This window comes from Pseudomonas sp. BCRC 81390, from assembly GCF_030341915.1.
Classification (GTDB): domain Bacteria; phylum Pseudomonadota; class Gammaproteobacteria; order Pseudomonadales; family Pseudomonadaceae; genus Aquipseudomonas.
The window spans coordinates 205,792-222,263 of the sequence record NZ_JATAAG010000069.1 but is presented as its reverse complement, the minus strand read 5'-3'; the positions used below and the strand labels follow the sequence as shown (position 1 = coordinate 222,263).

21 protein-coding genes are annotated in these 16,472 nt (G+C 63.3%); 16 read left to right on the top strand and 5 right to left on the bottom strand.

Going from position 1 to position 16,472, the window contains the following annotated elements:
• The first annotated feature begins 86 nt into the window (after positions 1–86).
• The 9 genes from QSV36_RS22450 to recX all read left to right on the top strand — a co-directional run bounded on the left by QSV36_RS22450 (position 87) and on the right by recX (position 7,503).
• A complete protein-coding gene (locus tag QSV36_RS22450; RefSeq protein WP_289134551.1) occupies positions 87–2,135 on the top strand; it encodes a hypothetical protein in 2,049 nt (682 codons plus the stop codon).
• Positions 2,136–2,145: 10 nt separating this feature from the next.
• Entirely contained in the window at positions 2,146–2,991 is an 846-nt protein-coding gene (locus tag QSV36_RS22445; RefSeq protein ID WP_289134549.1) for a phage tail protein, read from the top strand.
• Positions 2,966–3,172, top strand: coding sequence for a tail protein X (locus QSV36_RS22440; protein WP_289134548.1), 207 nt, complete (start codon positions 2,966–2,968; stop codon positions 3,170–3,172). Before QSV36_RS22445 ends, QSV36_RS22440 begins: the two co-directional genes overlap by 26 nt.
• A gap of 4 nt (positions 3,173–3,176) precedes the next feature.
• Positions 3,177–4,211, top strand: coding sequence for a phage late control D family protein (locus QSV36_RS22435; protein ID WP_289134546.1), 1,035 nt, complete (start codon positions 3,177–3,179; stop codon positions 4,209–4,211).
• A 27-nt stretch (positions 4,212–4,238) separates the two neighbouring features.
• Positions 4,239–4,787, top strand: coding sequence for a glycoside hydrolase family 19 protein (locus QSV36_RS22430; RefSeq protein WP_289134544.1), 549 nt, complete (start codon positions 4,239–4,241; stop codon positions 4,785–4,787).
• Positions 4,781–5,269: a lysis system i-spanin subunit Rz gene (locus tag QSV36_RS22425; RefSeq protein ID WP_289134542.1), complete on the top strand. Its 489-nt coding sequence runs from the start codon at positions 4,781–4,783 to the stop codon at positions 5,267–5,269. Before QSV36_RS22430 ends, QSV36_RS22425 begins: the two co-directional genes overlap by 7 nt.
• A gap of 91 nt (positions 5,270–5,360) precedes the next feature.
• Positions 5,361–5,843, top strand: a complete 483-nt coding sequence (locus QSV36_RS22420) for a CinA family protein (RefSeq protein WP_289134540.1) — start codon at positions 5,361–5,363, stop codon at positions 5,841–5,843.
• A gap of 103 nt (positions 5,844–5,946) precedes the next feature.
• Positions 5,947–7,014: a recombinase RecA gene (gene recA, locus QSV36_RS22415; RefSeq protein WP_170028690.1), complete on the top strand. Its 1,068-nt coding sequence runs from the start codon at positions 5,947–5,949 to the stop codon at positions 7,012–7,014.
• Positions 7,015–7,032: 18 nt separating this feature from the next.
• Entirely contained in the window at positions 7,033–7,503 is a 471-nt protein-coding gene (recX, locus tag QSV36_RS22410) for a recombination regulator RecX (protein WP_289134538.1), read from the top strand.
• A gap of 43 nt (positions 7,504–7,546) precedes the next feature.
• Here the strand turns inward: recX and QSV36_RS22405 are convergent, their stop codons facing one another.
• Complete coding sequence (locus QSV36_RS22405) at positions 7,547–8,665, bottom strand: LOG family protein (protein ID WP_289134536.1); 1,119 nt, start codon at positions 8,663–8,665, stop codon at positions 7,547–7,549.
• A gap of 160 nt (positions 8,666–8,825) precedes the next feature.
• On the opposite strand from QSV36_RS22405, the gene QSV36_RS22400 reads away from it, so the two are divergent.
• Positions 8,826–9,035, top strand: a complete 210-nt coding sequence (locus QSV36_RS22400) for a hypothetical protein (protein ID WP_225776655.1) — start codon at positions 8,826–8,828, stop codon at positions 9,033–9,035.
• A gap of 16 nt (positions 9,036–9,051) precedes the next feature.
• Here the strand turns inward: QSV36_RS22400 and QSV36_RS22395 are convergent, their stop codons facing one another.
• Complete coding sequence (locus QSV36_RS22395; RefSeq protein WP_289134534.1) at positions 9,052–9,471, bottom strand: quorum-sensing-regulated virulence factor family protein; 420 nt, start codon at positions 9,469–9,471, stop codon at positions 9,052–9,054.
• Between the two features lie 219 nt (positions 9,472–9,690).
• On the opposite strand from QSV36_RS22395, the gene QSV36_RS22390 reads away from it, so the two are divergent.
• The 3 genes from QSV36_RS22390 (at position 9,691) to QSV36_RS22380 (ending at position 11,568) form a co-directional block, all read left to right on the top strand.
• On the top strand, positions 9,691–10,401 hold the full coding sequence (locus QSV36_RS22390) for a tRNA-uridine aminocarboxypropyltransferase (protein ID WP_289134533.1): 711 nt from the start codon (positions 9,691–9,693) through the stop codon (positions 10,399–10,401).
• A 77-nt stretch (positions 10,402–10,478) separates the two neighbouring features.
• Positions 10,479–11,129, top strand: a complete 651-nt coding sequence (gene erdR, locus QSV36_RS22385) for a response regulator transcription factor ErdR (RefSeq protein WP_025338000.1) — start codon at positions 10,479–10,481, stop codon at positions 11,127–11,129.
• 73 nt (positions 11,130–11,202) lie between these two features.
• Positions 11,203–11,568, top strand: a complete 366-nt coding sequence (locus QSV36_RS22380; RefSeq protein ID WP_010952700.1) for a diacylglycerol kinase — start codon at positions 11,203–11,205, stop codon at positions 11,566–11,568.
• On the opposite strand, the gene finR is transcribed toward QSV36_RS22380, so the two are convergent.
• On the bottom strand, positions 11,565–12,491 hold the full coding sequence (gene finR, locus QSV36_RS22375) for a LysR family transcriptional regulator FinR (RefSeq protein ID WP_289134530.1): 927 nt from the start codon (positions 12,489–12,491) through the stop codon (positions 11,565–11,567). The genes QSV36_RS22380 and finR overlap by 4 nt on opposite strands.
• Before the next feature lie 121 nt (positions 12,492–12,612).
• On the opposite strand from finR, the gene fpr reads away from it, so the two are divergent.
• A complete protein-coding gene (gene fpr, locus QSV36_RS22370; protein WP_225776659.1) occupies positions 12,613–13,392 on the top strand; it encodes a ferredoxin-NADP reductase in 780 nt (259 codons plus the stop codon).
• A 95-nt stretch (positions 13,393–13,487) separates the two neighbouring features.
• Here the strand turns inward: fpr and QSV36_RS22365 are convergent, their stop codons facing one another.
• Together QSV36_RS22365 and QSV36_RS22360 are read right to left on the bottom strand one after the other, a co-directional pair.
• Positions 13,488–13,982 (bottom strand): SprT family zinc-dependent metalloprotease, encoded by a 495-nt coding sequence (locus QSV36_RS22365; protein ID WP_289134528.1) that lies wholly within the window; start codon positions 13,980–13,982, stop codon positions 13,488–13,490.
• 127 nt (positions 13,983–14,109) lie between these two features.
• Positions 14,110–14,709, bottom strand: coding sequence for a Yip1 family protein (locus QSV36_RS22360; RefSeq protein WP_225776662.1), 600 nt, complete (start codon positions 14,707–14,709; stop codon positions 14,110–14,112).
• A gap of 260 nt (positions 14,710–14,969) precedes the next feature.
• Here QSV36_RS22360 and ttcA point away from each other — a divergent pair, with 260 nt between their 5' ends.
• Both ttcA and QSV36_RS22350 read left to right on the top strand, forming a co-directional pair.
• On the top strand, positions 14,970–15,794 hold the full coding sequence (gene ttcA / locus QSV36_RS22355; protein WP_289134525.1) for a tRNA 2-thiocytidine(32) synthetase TtcA: 825 nt from the start codon (positions 14,970–14,972) through the stop codon (positions 15,792–15,794).
• Positions 15,795–15,798: 4 nt separating this feature from the next.
• A complete protein-coding gene (locus QSV36_RS22350; RefSeq protein ID WP_289134523.1) occupies positions 15,799–16,470 on the top strand; it encodes a DNA-3-methyladenine glycosylase I in 672 nt (223 codons plus the stop codon).
• The last annotated feature ends 2 nt before the right edge of the window (positions 16,471–16,472 follow it).

Here is a 16,472-nt window from a genome sequence, read left to right as displayed (position 1 = left end):
GGAGCTGAATTTTTCCGCGAGCGAGATCATGACCATGTCGTACAGCGACATGGTCTGGTGGCTCGCCCCGTGACAAGGAGGAACCTATGGCGAACCCACAGCTGTTCCCGCTCGGGCTCGGCGTCACCGCCATCAACCCTTTGGGCCAGGCCATCGGGCTGCTGCGTCGGGATGTCGAACGCCTGCGCAGGCAGGCTGACGGCACCCGGCTTGGCCGGCTCGTCGGCGAAGTGATGCGGCTGGGGTTGGAGCTTGGCAAGCTACGCCAGGTCGAACGCGCGCTGGCGCCGGACCAGGCAGCGCAGGGCGAAGACCCGACTGTGAGGCTGAGGGATGAAGCCGAAGCCGTTGAGCGTTTGCGCCAGCATTACCTGATGCTGGACCGGGTCATCGCCGGGCTGGCGCAGCTCAAGCCATTGCCGGGCCAGATGACAGTCAATGTCTTTCAGCAGTGGCATACGCTGGTGCAGGGGCAAGGCGCCGCCACACCAGGCAAGGTGCAAGCGCCTGTGCAGGCCCCTGCGCAGGCTGCCAGGCCGGCGCCCGGCGCCGATGCAGGTGGCGACACCGGCATCGGCGCCGGGGGGCTCGCGCTGCTTGCTGGGGGGAGTGGCGCTGCTATCGCAGATGTCATACGCAAACTGCCACCGGAAAGACAGCGCGCGATACGCGAGCGTGCTTCGAAGGAATGGCGGGACAACCGTGTCGAAACCTTTGGCAAGGTGGCCAAGGCGGTGATCACTGCTGAGGACGGCGAAGAAAGGGCGCGCGGCGTCGGCGCTGCTGTCGGCGAAATTGGCGGTCGCATGCTGGGTGCCATGGCACCTCTGCTGTTCAAAGGCAAGGGCAAAGCGATAGGCAAAGCCTCGAGCACGGGCATGAGCAGCGGTAAACGCAAGCGCCGGCGCCAAGGCCAGCGGGCCAGCAAGCAGGCGGCGCAAAAGGACGCAGATAGAACGCAGGAGGACGCCACGCAGGAGCAATGGGCCAAATTTGGCGGCCAGGTGGGCGAGGCTGCGGGTGGTGAGGCCGGCGCTGCGTTGTTCAACTGGATCACCGAGGAGGAAGAGCCGGCGCCGCAAAGCAGCGGGGCGCCTGTGCCGGAGCCGGCGCAAACCATTGCCCAGGGCGTCGCTTCCCTGCCTTCGCTCGGCACAGCAAAACAGCTGCCATTGGCAGGAAAACTGTTCAAGCGCGTGCCACTGACGGCAGTGCTGGATACCTCGCTGCAGGTGGCCGACATCTACCAGAGTAACGGCACTCCCGCAGAAAAGCTGGAAGGCTATGGCGAGGTTTTCGGCGGGTTGGGTGGCAACCTGGCCGGCACCTCGGCCGGATGGCTCGGAGGCGCGGCGGCAGGTGCCATGCTTGGCTCGGTGGTACCGGGTATAGGAACGGTGATCGGCGGCGCGGTCGGTGGCCTGTTGGGCAGCCTGGGTGGCGGCTATCTGGGCGGCATCGGCGGGGAATGGGTCGGGGGCGCGTTGGGCAAGGCCGTGGCATCCGTCGTCGGCTCCGATGCGCCAGCGGCGAGCCGGGATATTGCCGCTTCCGCAGAACAGCCAAGCCGCTTGCAGAAAGGCGTCAGCACACCTGCACCGTTGCCTGCCACTTCGACAGCGCAGCTGCTTGGCAGCCTGGCCGGTTCATCGGTCGGTGGGCTCGGTGGTGCGGCAGCCGGCGCCATGATCGGCTCGGTGGTACCGGGTATAGGAACCGTGATAGGCGCCGCGGTTGGTGGCCTGCTGGGCAGCCTGGGTGGCAGTCAACTCGGCGGCATGGGCGCCAAGCTCATTGGCGAAGCGTCGGGCAAGGCCGTGCAGTCTGTCGCCGGCTCCGATGCGCCGGGGGCGAGCCTGGAGGTTACCCATCTCTCCGAGCAGGCGACCCGAGCGCCGAGAAACGTCGGCCCGCCTACGCCGTCGCCTGCTGTTTCGATACCGCCGTCATCGGTTGTGTCGCCACCCGCCATCAACCAGCAATTCACTTTCACCGCCAATATGCCGGTGACCTTGCACAACAGCCTCGATGACCCGACCACCCTGCAACAACTGGAAGCCATCGCCCGCCGCATGCTTGATGACCTGATGCGTCAGGCGCGTGCGGTGCAGATGGTCGATCAACCACAGCCATGAGGAGGACTGCATGACCTACCTGGAACAGTTGCAAGGCGGCTTGCATGCACTGGTCAAGGCGGGCGAGGCGGGGCGTCGGCGTGCCGACGCCATGCTCGACCCGATGAACCAGGCGGTCGGCCATGCCAGGGAGGCGGCCGCCGCGCTCGAAGCCCTGCCATGGATCGGCCCGGAAATCGGCAAGCGCCTGCAACGCACCCTGCGCGCCATCGACGCGGCCAGGCAGCGCGTCGACAAGGTGATTGCCGGGTACGACCAGACCCTTGACGTGGTGCGCAAGGTGCGCGACCGCGTCGGCGCCTTCAACGAACAGCTGGGCAAGGCCGGCGCAGCTGTGCGGCGGGTGATCGGTGATGCGCGCGCGGTCGCCAACGGTGTGTTGTCGACCTTCGGCTTCGCGCCCGACACGACACCGGCCGCACAAGCGATCAAACCGTTCCCGCACCTGCTGGTCCTGCAGCCGCTGAAGGCCAACAGCGCGCCGTATTACTTCAACCTCGACAGCGCCGCCTTCGATCAACTGCGCCGGCAAACGCGCTTTCGCTGGGCCGGGCAAGAGCGTTTGCGCCGCGAGAATGCCCAGCAGGCGGTGAGCCTGGGTGAAGAGACCATCAGCATCCGTGGCGCGATCTTCCCGGGCTTCAAAGGTGGCTTGGGCCAGCTGCAGGCCTTGCGTGGCATCGGTCGCCAACTGCTGCCGCTGTCGTTGACCACCGGCTATGGCGAAGTGCTTGGCACCTGGTGCCTGACCCGCATCGAGGAAGAGCAGGGCGCTTTGCTGGCAGGCGGCATACCGCGCAAACAAGGTTTCTCACTGGAGTTCGTCAGTTATGGACAAGATTTGCAAAACGTCTGAGGGCGACCTGCTCGACACCCTTTGCCAGCATTATTACGGGCACCTCGACGGTAGCGTCGAAGCGGTGTTGCAAGCCAACCAGGGGCTGGCAGACGAGCCTCAGCCATTTCGCAGCGGCGTGACGTTCCGCTTGCCGACCCTGGTGCGGGCAGCGGCCGACGTCGTGCAGCTGTGGGACTGACGCCATGCAGCCACAATTTCGTATCCAGGCCGACGGCAAGGACATTACTGCGCTGATCAACGATCGCCTGTTGCTGCTGCGTACCACCGACAAACCGGGCATGGAAGCGGATGACTTCGAGCTGCGCATCGACGCCCGGGACGGCACCATAGCCTTGCCCGCCCGCGGTGCGCTGATCGAGCTGCATCTGGGTTACGCCGGCCAGCCGCTGACCCGGCTGGGGCGTTACACCGTCGATGAAGTCGAGTTGTCCGGCCCGCCGGATACCCTGGTGATCCGGGGCAAGGCCAGCGACCTGCGCGGCACTGGCCGGACCGTCCGCAGCGGCAGCTGGGAAGCCGTGCCCTTGCAACGCATCGTTGCCGAAATCGGTGCGCGCAATGGCTGGCAGGCAATCTGCCCGGTGCTCACACGGGTACCTCGGGTCGACCAGGTCAACGAATCGGACTTCAACTTCATTACCCGCCTGGCGCGCCAGTACGACAGCACCGCTAAACTTGCCAATGGCCAGTTGCTGGTGTTGCCGCGCCAGGCCGGGCAGAGCGCCAGCGGCAAACCCTTGGGCGTGGTCGGGATTGCCCGTGGCGACGTCAGCCAATGGTACTTTCGCCTCGATGACCAGGCCGCGCGCAAGGCCGTGCGCACCCGTCACCTCGACGCCGCCACTGGCGAGGCCAAGGTCATCGAGCTGGTCAACGATGAGGCCGCCGAGGGGCAGCGGCCGGTGCATACCGACCGTCATCTCTACCCCAACCGCGCTGCCGCCGAGCAGGCCGCCAAGGCGCGCCTGGCCAGCTTCAACCGCGCTACCGCCCATGTGCGCCTGGACTTGCCGGGGCGCACCGACCTGTTCGCCGAGCGCAGCATCGAGCTGCACGGTTTTGTCGACGGCCTCGACGGGCAATACCAGATCGACTCGGTGGAGCAACTGTTCACCAGCTCGGGCTGGCGCACCACCGTGCAGGGCAATGCTGGCAAGGCGGGCAAGGTACAGGCCAAGGGCGCGGCGCCGCGCCGCCAGGCCGCGATCAAGGCGTGAGGAGCGATACAGGGAGGGAGGTTACCCATGCTCACTGAAACACAACTGCTACAGATTTTGCCGAACGCCCGCCCCGTTGCGGGCGTTTTTGTTCCGGCACTGAACGTCAGCCTGCCGCGCTGGGAAATCGACAACCCCAGGCGCGTGGCGGCGTTCATCGCCCAGGTCGGCCATGAGTCCGGCCAGTTCCGTTATGTCAAGGAACTGGGCAACGACCGCTACCTGGCCCGCTACGACACTGGCAGCCTGGCCCTGCGCCTGGGCAATACGGCCCAGGCCGATGGCGATGGCCAGCGGTACTGCGGGCGTGGCCTGATTCAGGTGACCGGGCGCAACAATTACCAGGCCTGCAGCCGCGCGTTGTTCGGCGACGAGCGCTTGCTGGCGCAGCCGCAACTGCTCGAACAACCCCGCTGGGCCTGTGAGTCGGCGGCGTGGTTCTGGCACTCGCGTGGGCTCAATGCCCTGGCTGACCGGGGCGAGTTCAACCGCATCACACGGCATATCAATGGTGGGCTCAATGGCCTGGAGGAGCGGCTCAAGCTCTGGGCGAGGGCGCGCGAGGTGTTATGTTGAACCGATGGCAACTGGCGCTCGGTGGCGGCCTGTTGATGCTGTCCATGGCCCTGGCCTGGCAGGTTCAGGGCTGGCGCTATGGCCGGCAGCTGGCGCAACTGGCGCAAGCCCAGGCGCAAGCCGAGGCTGCCCGGCTGCTTGCCGAACGTGAACGGCGTCAGCTTCTCGAACGACGCCTGGAAGAAAGTGAAACCCGTCATTTCAAGGAACTTGCCGATGTCCAGCAGTCTCAGGCTCGCCTGCGTGATCGCCTTGCTACTGCCGATCTGCGCCTGTCGGTCCTGGTCGAACGCGACACCCTCCCTGGCGCAGTGCCCGCCACCACCACCAGCGCCGCCAGCCTGGATCATGCAACCGTACGTGCCGGACTTGAGCCGGCGCATGCTCAACGAATTATCGCCATCACCGATGAAGGCGACCGGGGGTTGATTGCCTTACGGGCTTGCCAGGCTTATGTGCGGGAGGTGCGCGGCGGGCCTTGAGGCAGGCCCGGACGCGCCTGGCGCCTGCGAGCCATGCACGCGACAGGCGCAAAAATGTTACGTTGTCTGGATATCCTTCAAGGAACCCGACATGGACCCGATCACCGTCCTCGCCACCCGTCTCGGCGAACACCTACGCCGCTTCAACGCCCAGGTCAGCACCGCTGAATCGTGCACCGGCGGTGGTATCGCCGAAGCCATTACCCGGGTCCCTGGCAGCTCTGCCTGGTTCGAAGCCGGCTACGTGACCTATTCCAATGCCCAGAAAACCCGCCAGCTGAACGTGCCGGCGGCGTTGTTCGCCGAGGTTGGCGCAGTCAGCCAAGAGGTGGTTGAGGCCATGGCCCGTGGTGCCCAGGCCGCCAGTGGTGCGCGCTTCGCCGTGGCAGTCAGTGGCGTGGCCGGGCCCGACGGCGGGTCGCCGGCCAAACCGGTGGGCACCGTGTGGCTGGCCTGGGCCGATGGCACTCATGTAACCAGCGAACGCCGGCACTTCGAGGGCGACCGCGAAGCAGTGCGCCGACAGACGGTGATCGCCGCGTTAGACGGCTTGTTACAGCTTGGTGCCGAGTAAATCGACAACAGGGGTTTGCTCGCGCGCTTGCCTGTGGAATAATACTGGCTACTTATACAGGTATTCCGGCCATCAGGGCCAAGTCGAACACGTGAGGATTGCAATGGACGACAACAAGAAGCGCGCCTTGGCTGCGGCCCTGGGTCAAATCGAACGCCAATTCGGTAAGGGCGCGGTCATGCGCATGGGCGACCACGAGCGCCAGGCGATTCCGGCCATCTCCACCGGCTCCCTGGGCCTGGATATCGCTCTCGGCATCGGCGGTCTGCCGAAAGGCCGTATCGTCGAAATCTACGGCCCGGAGTCGTCGGGTAAGACCACGCTGACCCTGTCGGTCATCGCCGAAGCCCAGAAGAATGGCGCCACCTGTGCCTTCGTCGACGCCGAGCACGCCCTCGACCCCGAGTATGCCGGCAAGCTGGGTGTCAATGTCGACGACCTGCTGGTTTCCCAGCCAGACACCGGCGAACAGGCCCTGGAAATCACCGACATGCTGGTGCGCTCCAACGCAGTTGACGTGATCATCGTCGACTCCGTGGCTGCCCTGGTACCCAAGGCTGAAATCGAAGGCGAGATGGGCGACATGCACGTGGGCCTGCAGGCTCGCCTGATGTCCCAGGCACTGCGCAAGATCACCGGTAACATCAAGAACGCCAACTGCCTGGTCATCTTCATCAACCAGATCCGCATGAAGATCGGCGTGATGTTCGGCAGCCCGGAAACCACCACCGGTGGTAACGCCCTGAAGTTCTACGCGTCGGTGCGTCTGGACATCCGCCGTACCGGTGCAGTCAAGGAAGGCGACGAGGTGGTCGGCAGCGAAACCCGCGTCAAGATCGTCAAGAACAAGGTGTCGCCACCGTTCCGCCAGGCCGAGTTCCAGATCCTCTACGGCAAAGGCATCTACCGGAACGGCGAGATCATCGACCTGGGTGTGGCCCAGGGGCTGGTCGAGAAGTCCGGTGCCTGGTACGCCTACCAGGGCAACAAAATCGGTCAAGGCAAGGCAAACGCTGCCAAGTACCTGGCTGAGAACCCGGCCATCGGCGCCGAGATCGAGAAGCAGATCCGCGAGAAACTGCTGACCGCTGGCGCTGTTGCGGCTGCCGGGAAGGCTGCGGCTGCCGAAGCTGATGCCGATGACATGGCCGACGCTGACGCCGGTTATTGATTGCACGGATAGCCGAACATGTCCGCCGAACTCGACACCCCCGTCGCTATCCGGCGGACAGCCATGGACCTGCTCGCGCGACGTGAGCACGGTCGCGTCGAGCTGACGCGTAAATTGCGTCAGCGCGGCGCTTCGGATGAGCTGATAGGGCCCGAACTCGATCGGCTTGCCGAAGAAGGGCTGCTCAGCGAAGCCCGCTATCTCGAAAGCTTCATCCGTTATCGTTCCGGCTCTGGCTATGGCCCTGCGCGAATTCGCGAGGAGCTGAGCCAGCGCGGCTTGGCGCGGGCGGATATCGAGCAGGCGCTGCGTGACAGCGGGGTAGAGTGGAGCGAGCGCATGCGTGAGGTGTGGCAGCGCAAGTTTGCCGGCCAGCGCCCCCACGACCCGCGTAGCCGTGCCCAGCAGACGCGGTTTCTTGCTTATCGTGGATTTTCCATGGACATGATCGGTCGTCTGCTCAGTGGACGTGATCTCGACGACTATTGAAGGCAGGGGCGCAGAACGCCCCTCCTCAAAAAGCAACACGGTATCAACTGGCTTTCAACGCCTCCCGGGCCCGCTGGGTGGTATGCATGGGTTGCGGCTTGGCCCAGTTCTCCGGCAGGTTGATGAAGTCCACCAGTTCGCGCAGCCGGCCCTGATCCCGGCCGTTGAAGGCAAATGACAAACGGGTCAGGTGGCTGAAGTTGCCCACCTCGTGCTCGGCACTGCTGTCAGGTTGCTGGTGATACTTGCCGCTGAGGCGCAAGTCGGCGAAGCCTTCCTGAATGTCATACAGCGCCGCCTCGCTGAGCGGGTGATGCATGCGGATCACGAACTGGCTCTTCAGCCAGCGGCTGGAATGGTAGTTGCTGTAGAACTGGTTGATTTCCTCGACCGCCTCGTCAGCGCTATGCACCAAGCGCAACAGCTTCAGGTCGCTGGGCAGGATGTAGCGGTTTTCTTCCAGCTGGCGATTGATGAAGTCCAGGCAGTCGCGCCAGAAGCTGCCGCCCGGCGAATCCAGCAGCACCACTGGCACCAGCGGGCTCTTGCCGGTCTGGATCAGGGTCAGCACCTCCAGCGCTTCATCCAGGGTGCCGAAACCGCCTGGGCACAGCACCAGGGCATCGGCTTCCTTGACGAAGAACAGTTTGCGGATGAAGAAAAAGTGGAAGGGCAGCAGCTTGTCGGTGCCGTCCACCGTGGGGTTGGCGTGTTGCTCGAAGGGGAGGGTGATATTGAACCCCAGGCTGTGGTCGCTACCCGCGCCTTCGTGGGCTGCCGCCATGATACCGCCGCCGGCCCCGGTGATGACCATCAGGTCCGAACGCGCCAAGGTCGCACCCAGCTCGCGGGCCAGGGCGTACATGGGGTGTTCCATTGGGGTGCGCGCCGAGCCGAACACGGTTACCTTGCGCCGGCCCTTGTAGCGTTCCAGTGCGCGAAACGAGTGGTCCAGTTCGCGCAGGGCCTGCAGGGTGATCTTGGCGCTCCAGCGGTCGGTGTCGTCATGGGCCATGCGCAGGATGGTCAGTATCATGTCGCGGTACAGCGGCAGGTTGGGGCTGTCCGGTGCCACCAGTTGCAGTTGTGCGTCGATGTTGCTCAGGTCGATGTTGTGGTCGCGGAAGTGGCTGAACAGCAGTTCATTCGATTGGTAAGGCATGCAACGTCTCCTTCTGCACCAATACCTCTGACCTCAATCTAGACCCTTGCGTCCGATCGTGCCGGGGTGTTTGGCCTGTCCGCTCGTCGGCATGCTGCCACTGGCGATGCGGGTTTGGTTAACTGGAAATGCGAAACGTGTCGATGCAGGAGGTGGCGGTATGCATCGCTTGATCATCGAGGTGGACCGGCAGCTTTACCAGCAGCTGGAAAATGCGGCCCGAGCGCATCACCTGAGCCTCGAGGCCGAATGCCGACGCAGGCTGGCGGGGCTGGAATGCCAGTCGCGCTATCTGCAGGCGCTGCTGGCAGAGATGCGCGCCGATGCCGCTGAAGGACGTTGGCGCGCCCGGGAAGATGAAAAGGCGTAGCGATTGCAGGTTGTCGTTACTTCTTCTTGTTGCCGGCCACGCAGCTAGCATTGTCGAAAGCCTGGTCCATGATCGGCTGGTTGGTCTTGTACACCGTGAAACGGTAGACCATGACTGCGCCCTTGGACATCAGGTTGCGGAACCCGCTGTTGCGGCAAACGCTGTCACCCAGCTGGCTGCGGACCTGTTCCGGGTTGGCCTGCATGCGCTCGGCATGGCTCTGGCGCACGCTCAGGTGGTTGATCAGTGCCTTGCCTTCCACGGTGTAACCCTGGTCGAGGATATCCTCGTTGATGGCCCGCGGGGTGCCGACACTGCTCTCTTTGGCGACCTTCTGCAGCATGGTGTTCAGGTCGTAGTCCTGCTTGGAGGCCGCCTGGGCTGCCAGGGGCAGGGCGAGCATCAGGCTCAGGATGGGGGCGATACGGCGCAGCATGGATCTCTCCTGGTTCGATGACTGGCGCTTTGACATGCGCGGGTCGGCAGCGTTCCGTGACTATCGCGAAGGCGCGAGGTCCAGGCACGCTAAAACGCCGATTATAAGGACCGCCCTGCCGGCTGCACAGCAATTGCGCCCTGTTCTGGTAGACTGGCGGCCTTGTTTTCACCGAGCAATCCTTGTGTCCATTCCCAACCTGTCCAGAGGCCTGCCGGCATGAGCCATGCGGTAGCGCGCCTGCGCGCCGAACGCCTGGCGCGCAGCAACAAGCCTTTCATCGCCCGGGGTTCGCGTGCCGAACGTTGCCCGGATTGCCGGGTCATCGCCAGTCATTGCCTGTGTGCCTGGAAGCCGCGGGTGCAGGCCGAGTCCGGCATGTGCCTGCTGATGCATGACACCGAGCCACTGAAACCGACCAATACCGGGTGGCTGATCGCCGACCTGATCGAAGACACCTCCGCCTTCGGCTGGCTGCGCACGTCGGTCGACGAACGCTTGCTGGCATTGCTGGACGACCCGCGCTGGCAGCCCTACATCGTCTTCCCTGGCGAATTCGTTGCCCAGCAACGGGTGGTCAGCGAAGTGCGGCGTGAACCGGGCAAGCGCCCGTTGTTCATCCTGCTGGACGCTACCTGGACCGAAGCGCGCAAGATGTTTCGCAAAAGCCCGTACCTCGATCGCTTCCCGGTGTTGAGCCTGGCGGCCGAGCAGATGTCGCGCTACCGCCTGCGTCGCTCGCGGCGCGATGATCACTTCTGTACGGCGGAAGTGGCTGCCATGTGCCTCGACCTGGCTGGCGATACCCAGGCCTCGCAAGCACTGGATGCCTACCTGGATGTGTTCAGCCTGCATTACCTGAGCGGCAAGCGGCGCCTGCCCCTGGATGAGCAGGATGACACCCATCAGCGTTTGCATACCTTCCTATAGTCCAAGGGGCACAACCCCTGCTTTGGTTCATAATGACCCTACCCGAGTGCCCGACACAGAACAGGATCCCCAGATCGATGGCCACTTATGAAATCCTGATTGCCGATGACCACCCGCTGTTCCGCGGCGCCCTGCGCCAGGCCGTTACCCTCGGCCTGGGCCCGGATGTGCGCCTGGTGGAGGTTGCCAGCATCGCCGAACTGGAAACCCGCCTGAGCGAAAAAGCCGACTGGGACCTGGTACTGCTGGACCTGAACATGCCAGGCGCCTACGGTTTTTCCGGGCTGGTGCTGTTGCGCGGGCAATACCCGCAGATTCCGGTAGTGATGGTTTCGGCGCAGGAGGAGGCCGCCGTGGTGGTCAAGTCCCGCGAATTCGGTGCCAGTGGTTTCATTCCCAAGTCCAGCACCCTGGAAGTGATCCAGGATGCAGTGCGCAAGGTGCTCGACGGCGAAGTCTGGTGGCCGCCGCAGGCATTCGAAAAAGTGGACGTCTCGGCCGAGGCCAAGGCTGCCAGCGAAGGCCTGGCCAGCCTCACGCCGCAGCAATTCCGGGTACTGACCATGGTCTGCGAAGGCTTGCTGAACAAGCAGATCGCCTATGAGCTGAATGTGTCGGAAGCGACCATCAAGGCCCACGTCACCGCGATCTTCCGCAAGCTCGGCGTGCGTACCCGCACCCAGGCCGCGCTGCTGCTGCAACAACTCGAATCGGTTGCCAGCAGCTGATTGCGCCTGCATTCACGCTTTTTTGACCCTTGCCGCTCTAGGCTGCTGGCCTTTCGGTTGTTAAGTGACTCACATGACATCGCCATTCAAGGGCCAGACCGGCCTCAAACGCATCTTCAACGCCGCCGGCTATTCGCTGGACGGCCTGCGCGCCGCCTTCAAGGGCGAGGCCGCGTTCCGTCAGTTGGTCCTGCTCAATGTGCTGCTGATCCCAATCGCCTTCTGGCTGCCGGTCAGCCGCGCGGAGCGGGCGATCATGATTGCCGTGTGCCTGTTGGGCCTGATCGTCGAACTGTTCAATTCGGCGGTGGAGGCGGCCATCGACCGCATCTCGCTGGAGCGCCACCCGCTGTCGAAAAACGCCAAGGACATGGGCAGCGCCGCGCAACTGGTGGCGCTGACCATGGTGGCGCTGGTGTGGGGCGTGATCCTGCTTTAAGCGATTGGCGGCAAGACGATCTCGTCACTGCGGGTAAAGCCCGCGGTGAAATTGCGGCACAGTTCTAGAAATTCGCGCATGGCCGAGGTCTGGTACTTCTGTTTGTGCCAGATGAAGTAGAACTGGCGCCTCAGGTCCAGCTCCGGGGTTTCCACTGCAACCAGGCTGCCGCGGCGGAAGGCGTCGCGCAGGGCCAGGCGCGAAATGCAGCCGATGCCCAGGCCTGACTCCACAGCGCGCTTGATGGCTTCGGTGTGCTCCAGTTCCAGGCGGATGTTGAGGTTGGTGCGCTGGTGACGCATGGCCTGGTCGAAGGTCAGGCGTGTGCCGGAGCCCTGTTCGCGCAATATCCAGGCTTCCTGGGACAAGGTCTGCACATCGGCGCGGCCCAGCTTGGCCAGTGGATGCTGCGGCGCGCAGAACACCACCAGTTCATCTTCTACCCAGGGGCGAACTTCCAGGTCCGGGTGGTTGCAGTCGCCTTCGATCAGACCCAGGTCAATTTCGTAGTGCGCAACCTGTTGCACGATATGTGCGGTGTTCTGCACGTGCAGCTTCACCTGGCTTTCCGGGTGCACCTGCATGAAGCTGCCGATCAGCAGAGTGGCCAGGTAGTTGCCGATGGTCAGCGTGGCGCCGACCGCCAGCGAGCCAAAGCCGGACTTGCCATTGAGCAGGTCTTCGATTTCCTTGGCCTGGTCGAGCAGGGCCACGGCCTGCGGCAACAGCTGCTGGCCCAGGGCGTTGAGGCTCAGGCGCTTGCCGGCACGGTCGAACAGCTGGCAGCTGGACTGACGTTCAAGTTCGGTGATCGAGGTACTGGCAGCCGATTGCGACAGCGCCAGTACACTGGCCGCGCGGGAGACGCTCTGGTGCTGGGCCACGGCAACGAAGACCTGCAGTTGACGAAGTGTGAATCGCATATCGATATAACCGATAACACATATCTTGATAATCCAGTTAACAGATATTGTCGCTGCCCCTAAACTATCGCGCAACTGCGCGTCTTGCGCGCGCCGCGTCTTTCTTCAGGAGCCCCATTAGATGAGCAACATGAACCACGAACGTGTCCTCAGTGTGCACCACTGGAACGACACCCTGTTCAGCTTCAAGTGCACCCGCGACCCGGGCCTGCGCTTCGAGAACGGTCAGTTCGTGATGATTGGCCTGCAGCAGGACAACGGCCGTCCACTCATGCGCGCCTATTCCATCGCTTCCCCGAACTGGGAAGAGCACCTGGAGTTCTTCAGCATCAAGGTGCCGGATGGCCCGCTGACCTCCCAGCTGCAGCACCTGAAGGAAGGCGACGAGATCATCATCAGCAAGAAGCCTACCGGCACCCTGGTGCTCGACGACCTGAATCCCGGCAAGCACCTCTACCTGCTGAGCACCGGCACTGGCCTGGCGCCGTTCATGAGCGTCATCCAGGACCCGGAAACCTACGAGCGCTTCGAAAAAGTGATCCTGGTGCACGGCGTGCGCTACGTGAACGAAGTGGCCTACCGTGAATTCATCACCGAGCACCTGCCACAGAACGAGTTCTTCGGTGAAGCGGTACGCGAAAAGCTGATCTATTACCCGACCGTAACCCGTGAGCCGTTCGAGAACCAGGGCCGCCTGACCGACCTGATGCGCAGCGGCAAGCTGTTCAGCGACATCGGCCTGCCACCGATCAACCCGCAGGACGACCGTGCGATGATCTGTGGCAGCCCGAGCATGCTCGACGAGACCAGCGAAGTGCTGGACAGCTTCGGGCTGAAGATCTCCCCGCGCATGCGCGAGCCGGGCGATTACCTGATCGAGCGGGCTTTCGTCGAGAAGTAAGGCGCAGGCTGGTGCAGGGAGGGCGACCTACGGGTCGCCTTTCTTATGCCTGAAATTTTTGCATCGTCTGTGCCGATCAAAACAGCAAACACACCCTACTCGACGCGCATCTCGCCGCTGTACACCAATATCTCCCGACAGCGCTTGCACAGGTAGCGCCGGCCCTGACGCACCAGCTTGTGCCGCTGCGCGGTAAACGGGAAATCGCTTTGCGGGCAGGGGCAGCGGTAGATATAGCGGGTGGCCACGCGACGCTGCACTTCGTAGTTGTGGCATCGGTTGGGCGGCAGTTCATAGACGCCGCGCATGATCAGTTGCCATTCCTCGCCATGGGCCTGGATGCGGTCGCCGAACAGCTGATGGGCCACCAGATGCGCCACTTCGTGAGCCACGGTCTGGCGCAGGAAGTCTTCCTGGTTCTCCCGATACAGTTGCAGGTTGAAGCGCAGCAGGTTTTCGTGCAGGTGGGCGACCCCGGCTTTCTGCCCGCGCAGCTTGAAGCTGACTTCCGGGCGCGGGAAGGTACGTTTGAAGAAGGTTTCGGCTTGCTGGTAACAGGTTTCGACGCGTTGTAATAGCAGCTCGGGCATGGCGGGATGGTTCTCCTGGCCGAGCATTATGCCGCAACCCTGGGCAGCCTGCCGAGCCACCGGTCAGCGCACAGGTAGAGGCCGCCTTGCGGCGGCCCCTGGCAGATGCCCCAGTGTTGCTTACGTTCTAGTTGGTGTACACCGGCCCCACGCCCAGGCCCCAGATGATCACCGTGGCAGCCATGATCGCCACCAGTACTACAAGGCCCACTGCCAGCACCGAGCTGGAGAACAGGAAGCCCTCGTCGGAGGGGATGTTCATGAACGTCGGCAAACCGACGTATAGCAGATACACCGTGTAGCAGATGGCTGCGGTGCCTATCAGCATCCCTAGCCACAGGTGCGGGTACAGCGCCGCCAGGCCGCCAATGAACAATGGCGTGGCAGTGTAGGTGGCAAAGGCGACGCACTGCGCCATGGACGGGTTGGCATCGTAGGTGCGGGCCATCCAGTGGATGAATGCGCCCATCACCGCCACCCCGGCAAGCATTGCCAGGTACGACATGATGCTCATCCAGATGGCACTCTCCATGGTCAGCATCACCGCCGGTCGATCGCCGATCACCCAGCCGACCTGGGTGGTACCGATGAACGCCGACACGGCAGGGATCGCAGCCAGGATCAGGGTGTGCGTCAGGTACATGTGGCTGATGGTTTCTTCTTCGCCACGAATTTCCCGCCATTCCTGGTCGGGATGGGTAAACAGGCCCACAACGTGATGAATCATGCCGATCACTCCTCTCAATGTTGCCAGACGCCCCCAGATGGAGCGCAGCGGCCCGAGGCCCGAACACCGATGCAAGCGGTAATGTGGCCTTATGTCGCAGTATAGGAAGCGGTTACCTACATAAACCGTGCTTTTTAGAGCAAATCGCGCTGTAAGTGCGGCTCTTGATTACATTGAAGTCTTTGACGGAATGCCTACAGTAGCGGCGCGTTTGTGCGTAAAATAGCCGGCTTTTGTCACACCTCGCGGATCCAAGCGCTATGGGCACCCTCTCGGTCAACCAGAACAAACTGCAAAAACGCCTGCGTCGTCTCGCCGGCGAAGCCATCACCGACTACAACATGATCGAGGATGGCGACAAGGTCATGGTCTGCCTGTCCGGCGGCAAGGACAGCTACACCATGCTCGACGTTCTGTTGCACCTGCAGAAGGTGGCGCCGATCAGGTTCGAGATCGTCGCGGTGAACATGGACCAGAAGCAGCCGGGCTTCCCCGAGCATGTGCTGCCGGCCTACCTCAAGGAACTGGGCGTCGAGTACCACATCGTCGAGAAGGACACCTACTCGGTGGTCAAGGAGCTGGTACCCGAGGGCAAGACCACCTGTTCGCTGTGCTCGCGCCTGCGCCGTGGCACCCTGTACACCTTCGCCGACGAAATCGGCGCGACCAAGATGGCGCTGGGGCACCACCGCGACGATATCGTCGAAACCTTCTTCCTCAACATGTTCTTCAACGGCGCGCTCAAGGGCATGCCGCCGAAGCTGCGTGCCGACGATGGTCGCAACGTGGTGATCCGCCCGCTGGCCTACTGCAGCGAGAAGGACATCCAGGCCTATTCGGACATGAAGGAGTTCCCGATCATCCCGTGCAACCTGTGCGGCTCGCAGGAAAACCTGCAGCGTCAGGTGGTCAAGGACATGCTGGTGGAGTGGGAGCGCAAGCACCCGGGCCGTACCGAGAGCATCTTCCGCGCCCTGCAGAACGTGGCACCGTCGCAGCTGGCCGACCGCAACCTGTTCGACTTCACCAGCCTGAAGATCGACGAAAACGCCACGCCGCGTTTCCTTGACGTGCTGAATATCTGAGCCCATGCGCGACTATCAGTGGCTGCACGAGTACTGCCTGAACCGCTTCGGCTCGGCCCAGGCCCTGGAGGCTTTCCTGCCGCAGCCGCGCACGCCGGCGCAACTGCGCGACATCAGCGACGACCGCTACCTGTCGACCCTGGCCCTGCGCGTGTTCCGCGCCGGGCTCAAGCACAGCCTGGTGGATGCCAAGTGGCCAGCATTCGAGCAGGTGTTCTTCGGCTTCGACCCGGAGAAGGTCGTACTCATGAGCGCCGAACACCTGGAGCGGCTGATGCAGGACGAGCGCATCATTCGCCACCTGGGCAAGCTCAAGAGCGTGCCGCGCAATGCACAGCTGGTACTGGATATCGCCAAGGCACACGGCAGCTTTGGCGCGTTCATCGCCGACTGGCCGGTGACCGATATCGTCGGGCTGTGGAAGTACCTGGCCAAGCACGGCAACCAGCTGGGCGGGTTATCGGCGCCGCGCTTCCTGCGCATGGTCGGCAAGGATACCTTCATCCCTACCGATGACATGGCGGCGGCGTTGATAGCGCAGAAGGTGATCGACAAGCCGCCGACCAGCCAGCGTGACCTGGCCCTGGTGCAGCAGGCGTTCAACCAGTGGCATGCCGAGAGTGGGCGGCCGCTGTGCCAGTTGTCGGTGATGCTGGCACATACCGTCAACCATTGAGG

Bases quoted from the DNA above. Each gene is read 5' to 3' on its own strand.
- QSV36_RS22450 (WP_289134551.1), top strand. From the start codon at position 87: ATGGCGAACCCACAGCTGTTCCCGCTCGGGCTCGGCGTCACCGCCATC.
- QSV36_RS22445 (WP_289134549.1), top strand. From the start codon at position 2,146: ATGACCTACCTGGAACAGTTGCAAGGCGGCTTGCATGCACTGGTCAAG.
- QSV36_RS22440 (WP_289134548.1), top strand. From the start codon at position 2,966: ATGGACAAGATTTGCAAAACGTCTGAGGGCGACCTGCTCGACACCCTT.
- QSV36_RS22435 (WP_289134546.1), top strand. From the start codon at position 3,177: ATGCAGCCACAATTTCGTATCCAGGCCGACGGCAAGGACATTACTGCG.
- QSV36_RS22430 (WP_289134544.1), top strand. From the start codon at position 4,239: ATGCTCACTGAAACACAACTGCTACAGATTTTGCCGAACGCCCGCCCC.
- QSV36_RS22425 (WP_289134542.1), top strand. From the start codon at position 4,781: ATGTTGAACCGATGGCAACTGGCGCTCGGTGGCGGCCTGTTGATGCTG.
- QSV36_RS22420 (WP_289134540.1), top strand. From the start codon at position 5,361: ATGGACCCGATCACCGTCCTCGCCACCCGTCTCGGCGAACACCTACGC.
- recA (WP_170028690.1), top strand. From the start codon at position 5,947: ATGGACGACAACAAGAAGCGCGCCTTGGCTGCGGCCCTGGGTCAAATC.
- recX (WP_289134538.1), top strand. From the start codon at position 7,033: ATGTCCGCCGAACTCGACACCCCCGTCGCTATCCGGCGGACAGCCATG.
- QSV36_RS22405 (WP_289134536.1), bottom strand. From the start codon at position 8,665: ATGCCTTACCAATCGAATGAACTGCTGTTCAGCCACTTCCGCGACCAC.
- QSV36_RS22400 (WP_225776655.1), top strand. From the start codon at position 8,826: ATGCATCGCTTGATCATCGAGGTGGACCGGCAGCTTTACCAGCAGCTG.
- QSV36_RS22395 (WP_289134534.1), bottom strand. From the start codon at position 9,471: ATGCTGCGCCGTATCGCCCCCATCCTGAGCCTGATGCTCGCCCTGCCC.
- QSV36_RS22390 (WP_289134533.1), top strand. From the start codon at position 9,691: ATGAGCCATGCGGTAGCGCGCCTGCGCGCCGAACGCCTGGCGCGCAGC.
- erdR (WP_025338000.1), top strand. From the start codon at position 10,479: ATGGCCACTTATGAAATCCTGATTGCCGATGACCACCCGCTGTTCCGC.
- QSV36_RS22380 (WP_010952700.1), top strand. From the start codon at position 11,203: ATGACATCGCCATTCAAGGGCCAGACCGGCCTCAAACGCATCTTCAAC.
- finR (WP_289134530.1), bottom strand. From the start codon at position 12,491: ATGCGATTCACACTTCGTCAACTGCAGGTCTTCGTTGCCGTGGCCCAG.
- fpr (WP_225776659.1), top strand. From the start codon at position 12,613: ATGAGCAACATGAACCACGAACGTGTCCTCAGTGTGCACCACTGGAAC.
- QSV36_RS22365 (WP_289134528.1), bottom strand. From the start codon at position 13,982: ATGCCCGAGCTGCTATTACAACGCGTCGAAACCTGTTACCAGCAAGCC.
- QSV36_RS22360 (WP_225776662.1), bottom strand. From the start codon at position 14,709: ATGATTCATCACGTTGTGGGCCTGTTTACCCATCCCGACCAGGAATGG.
- ttcA (WP_289134525.1), top strand. From the start codon at position 14,970: ATGGGCACCCTCTCGGTCAACCAGAACAAACTGCAAAAACGCCTGCGT.
- QSV36_RS22350 (WP_289134523.1), top strand. From the start codon at position 15,799: ATGCGCGACTATCAGTGGCTGCACGAGTACTGCCTGAACCGCTTCGGC.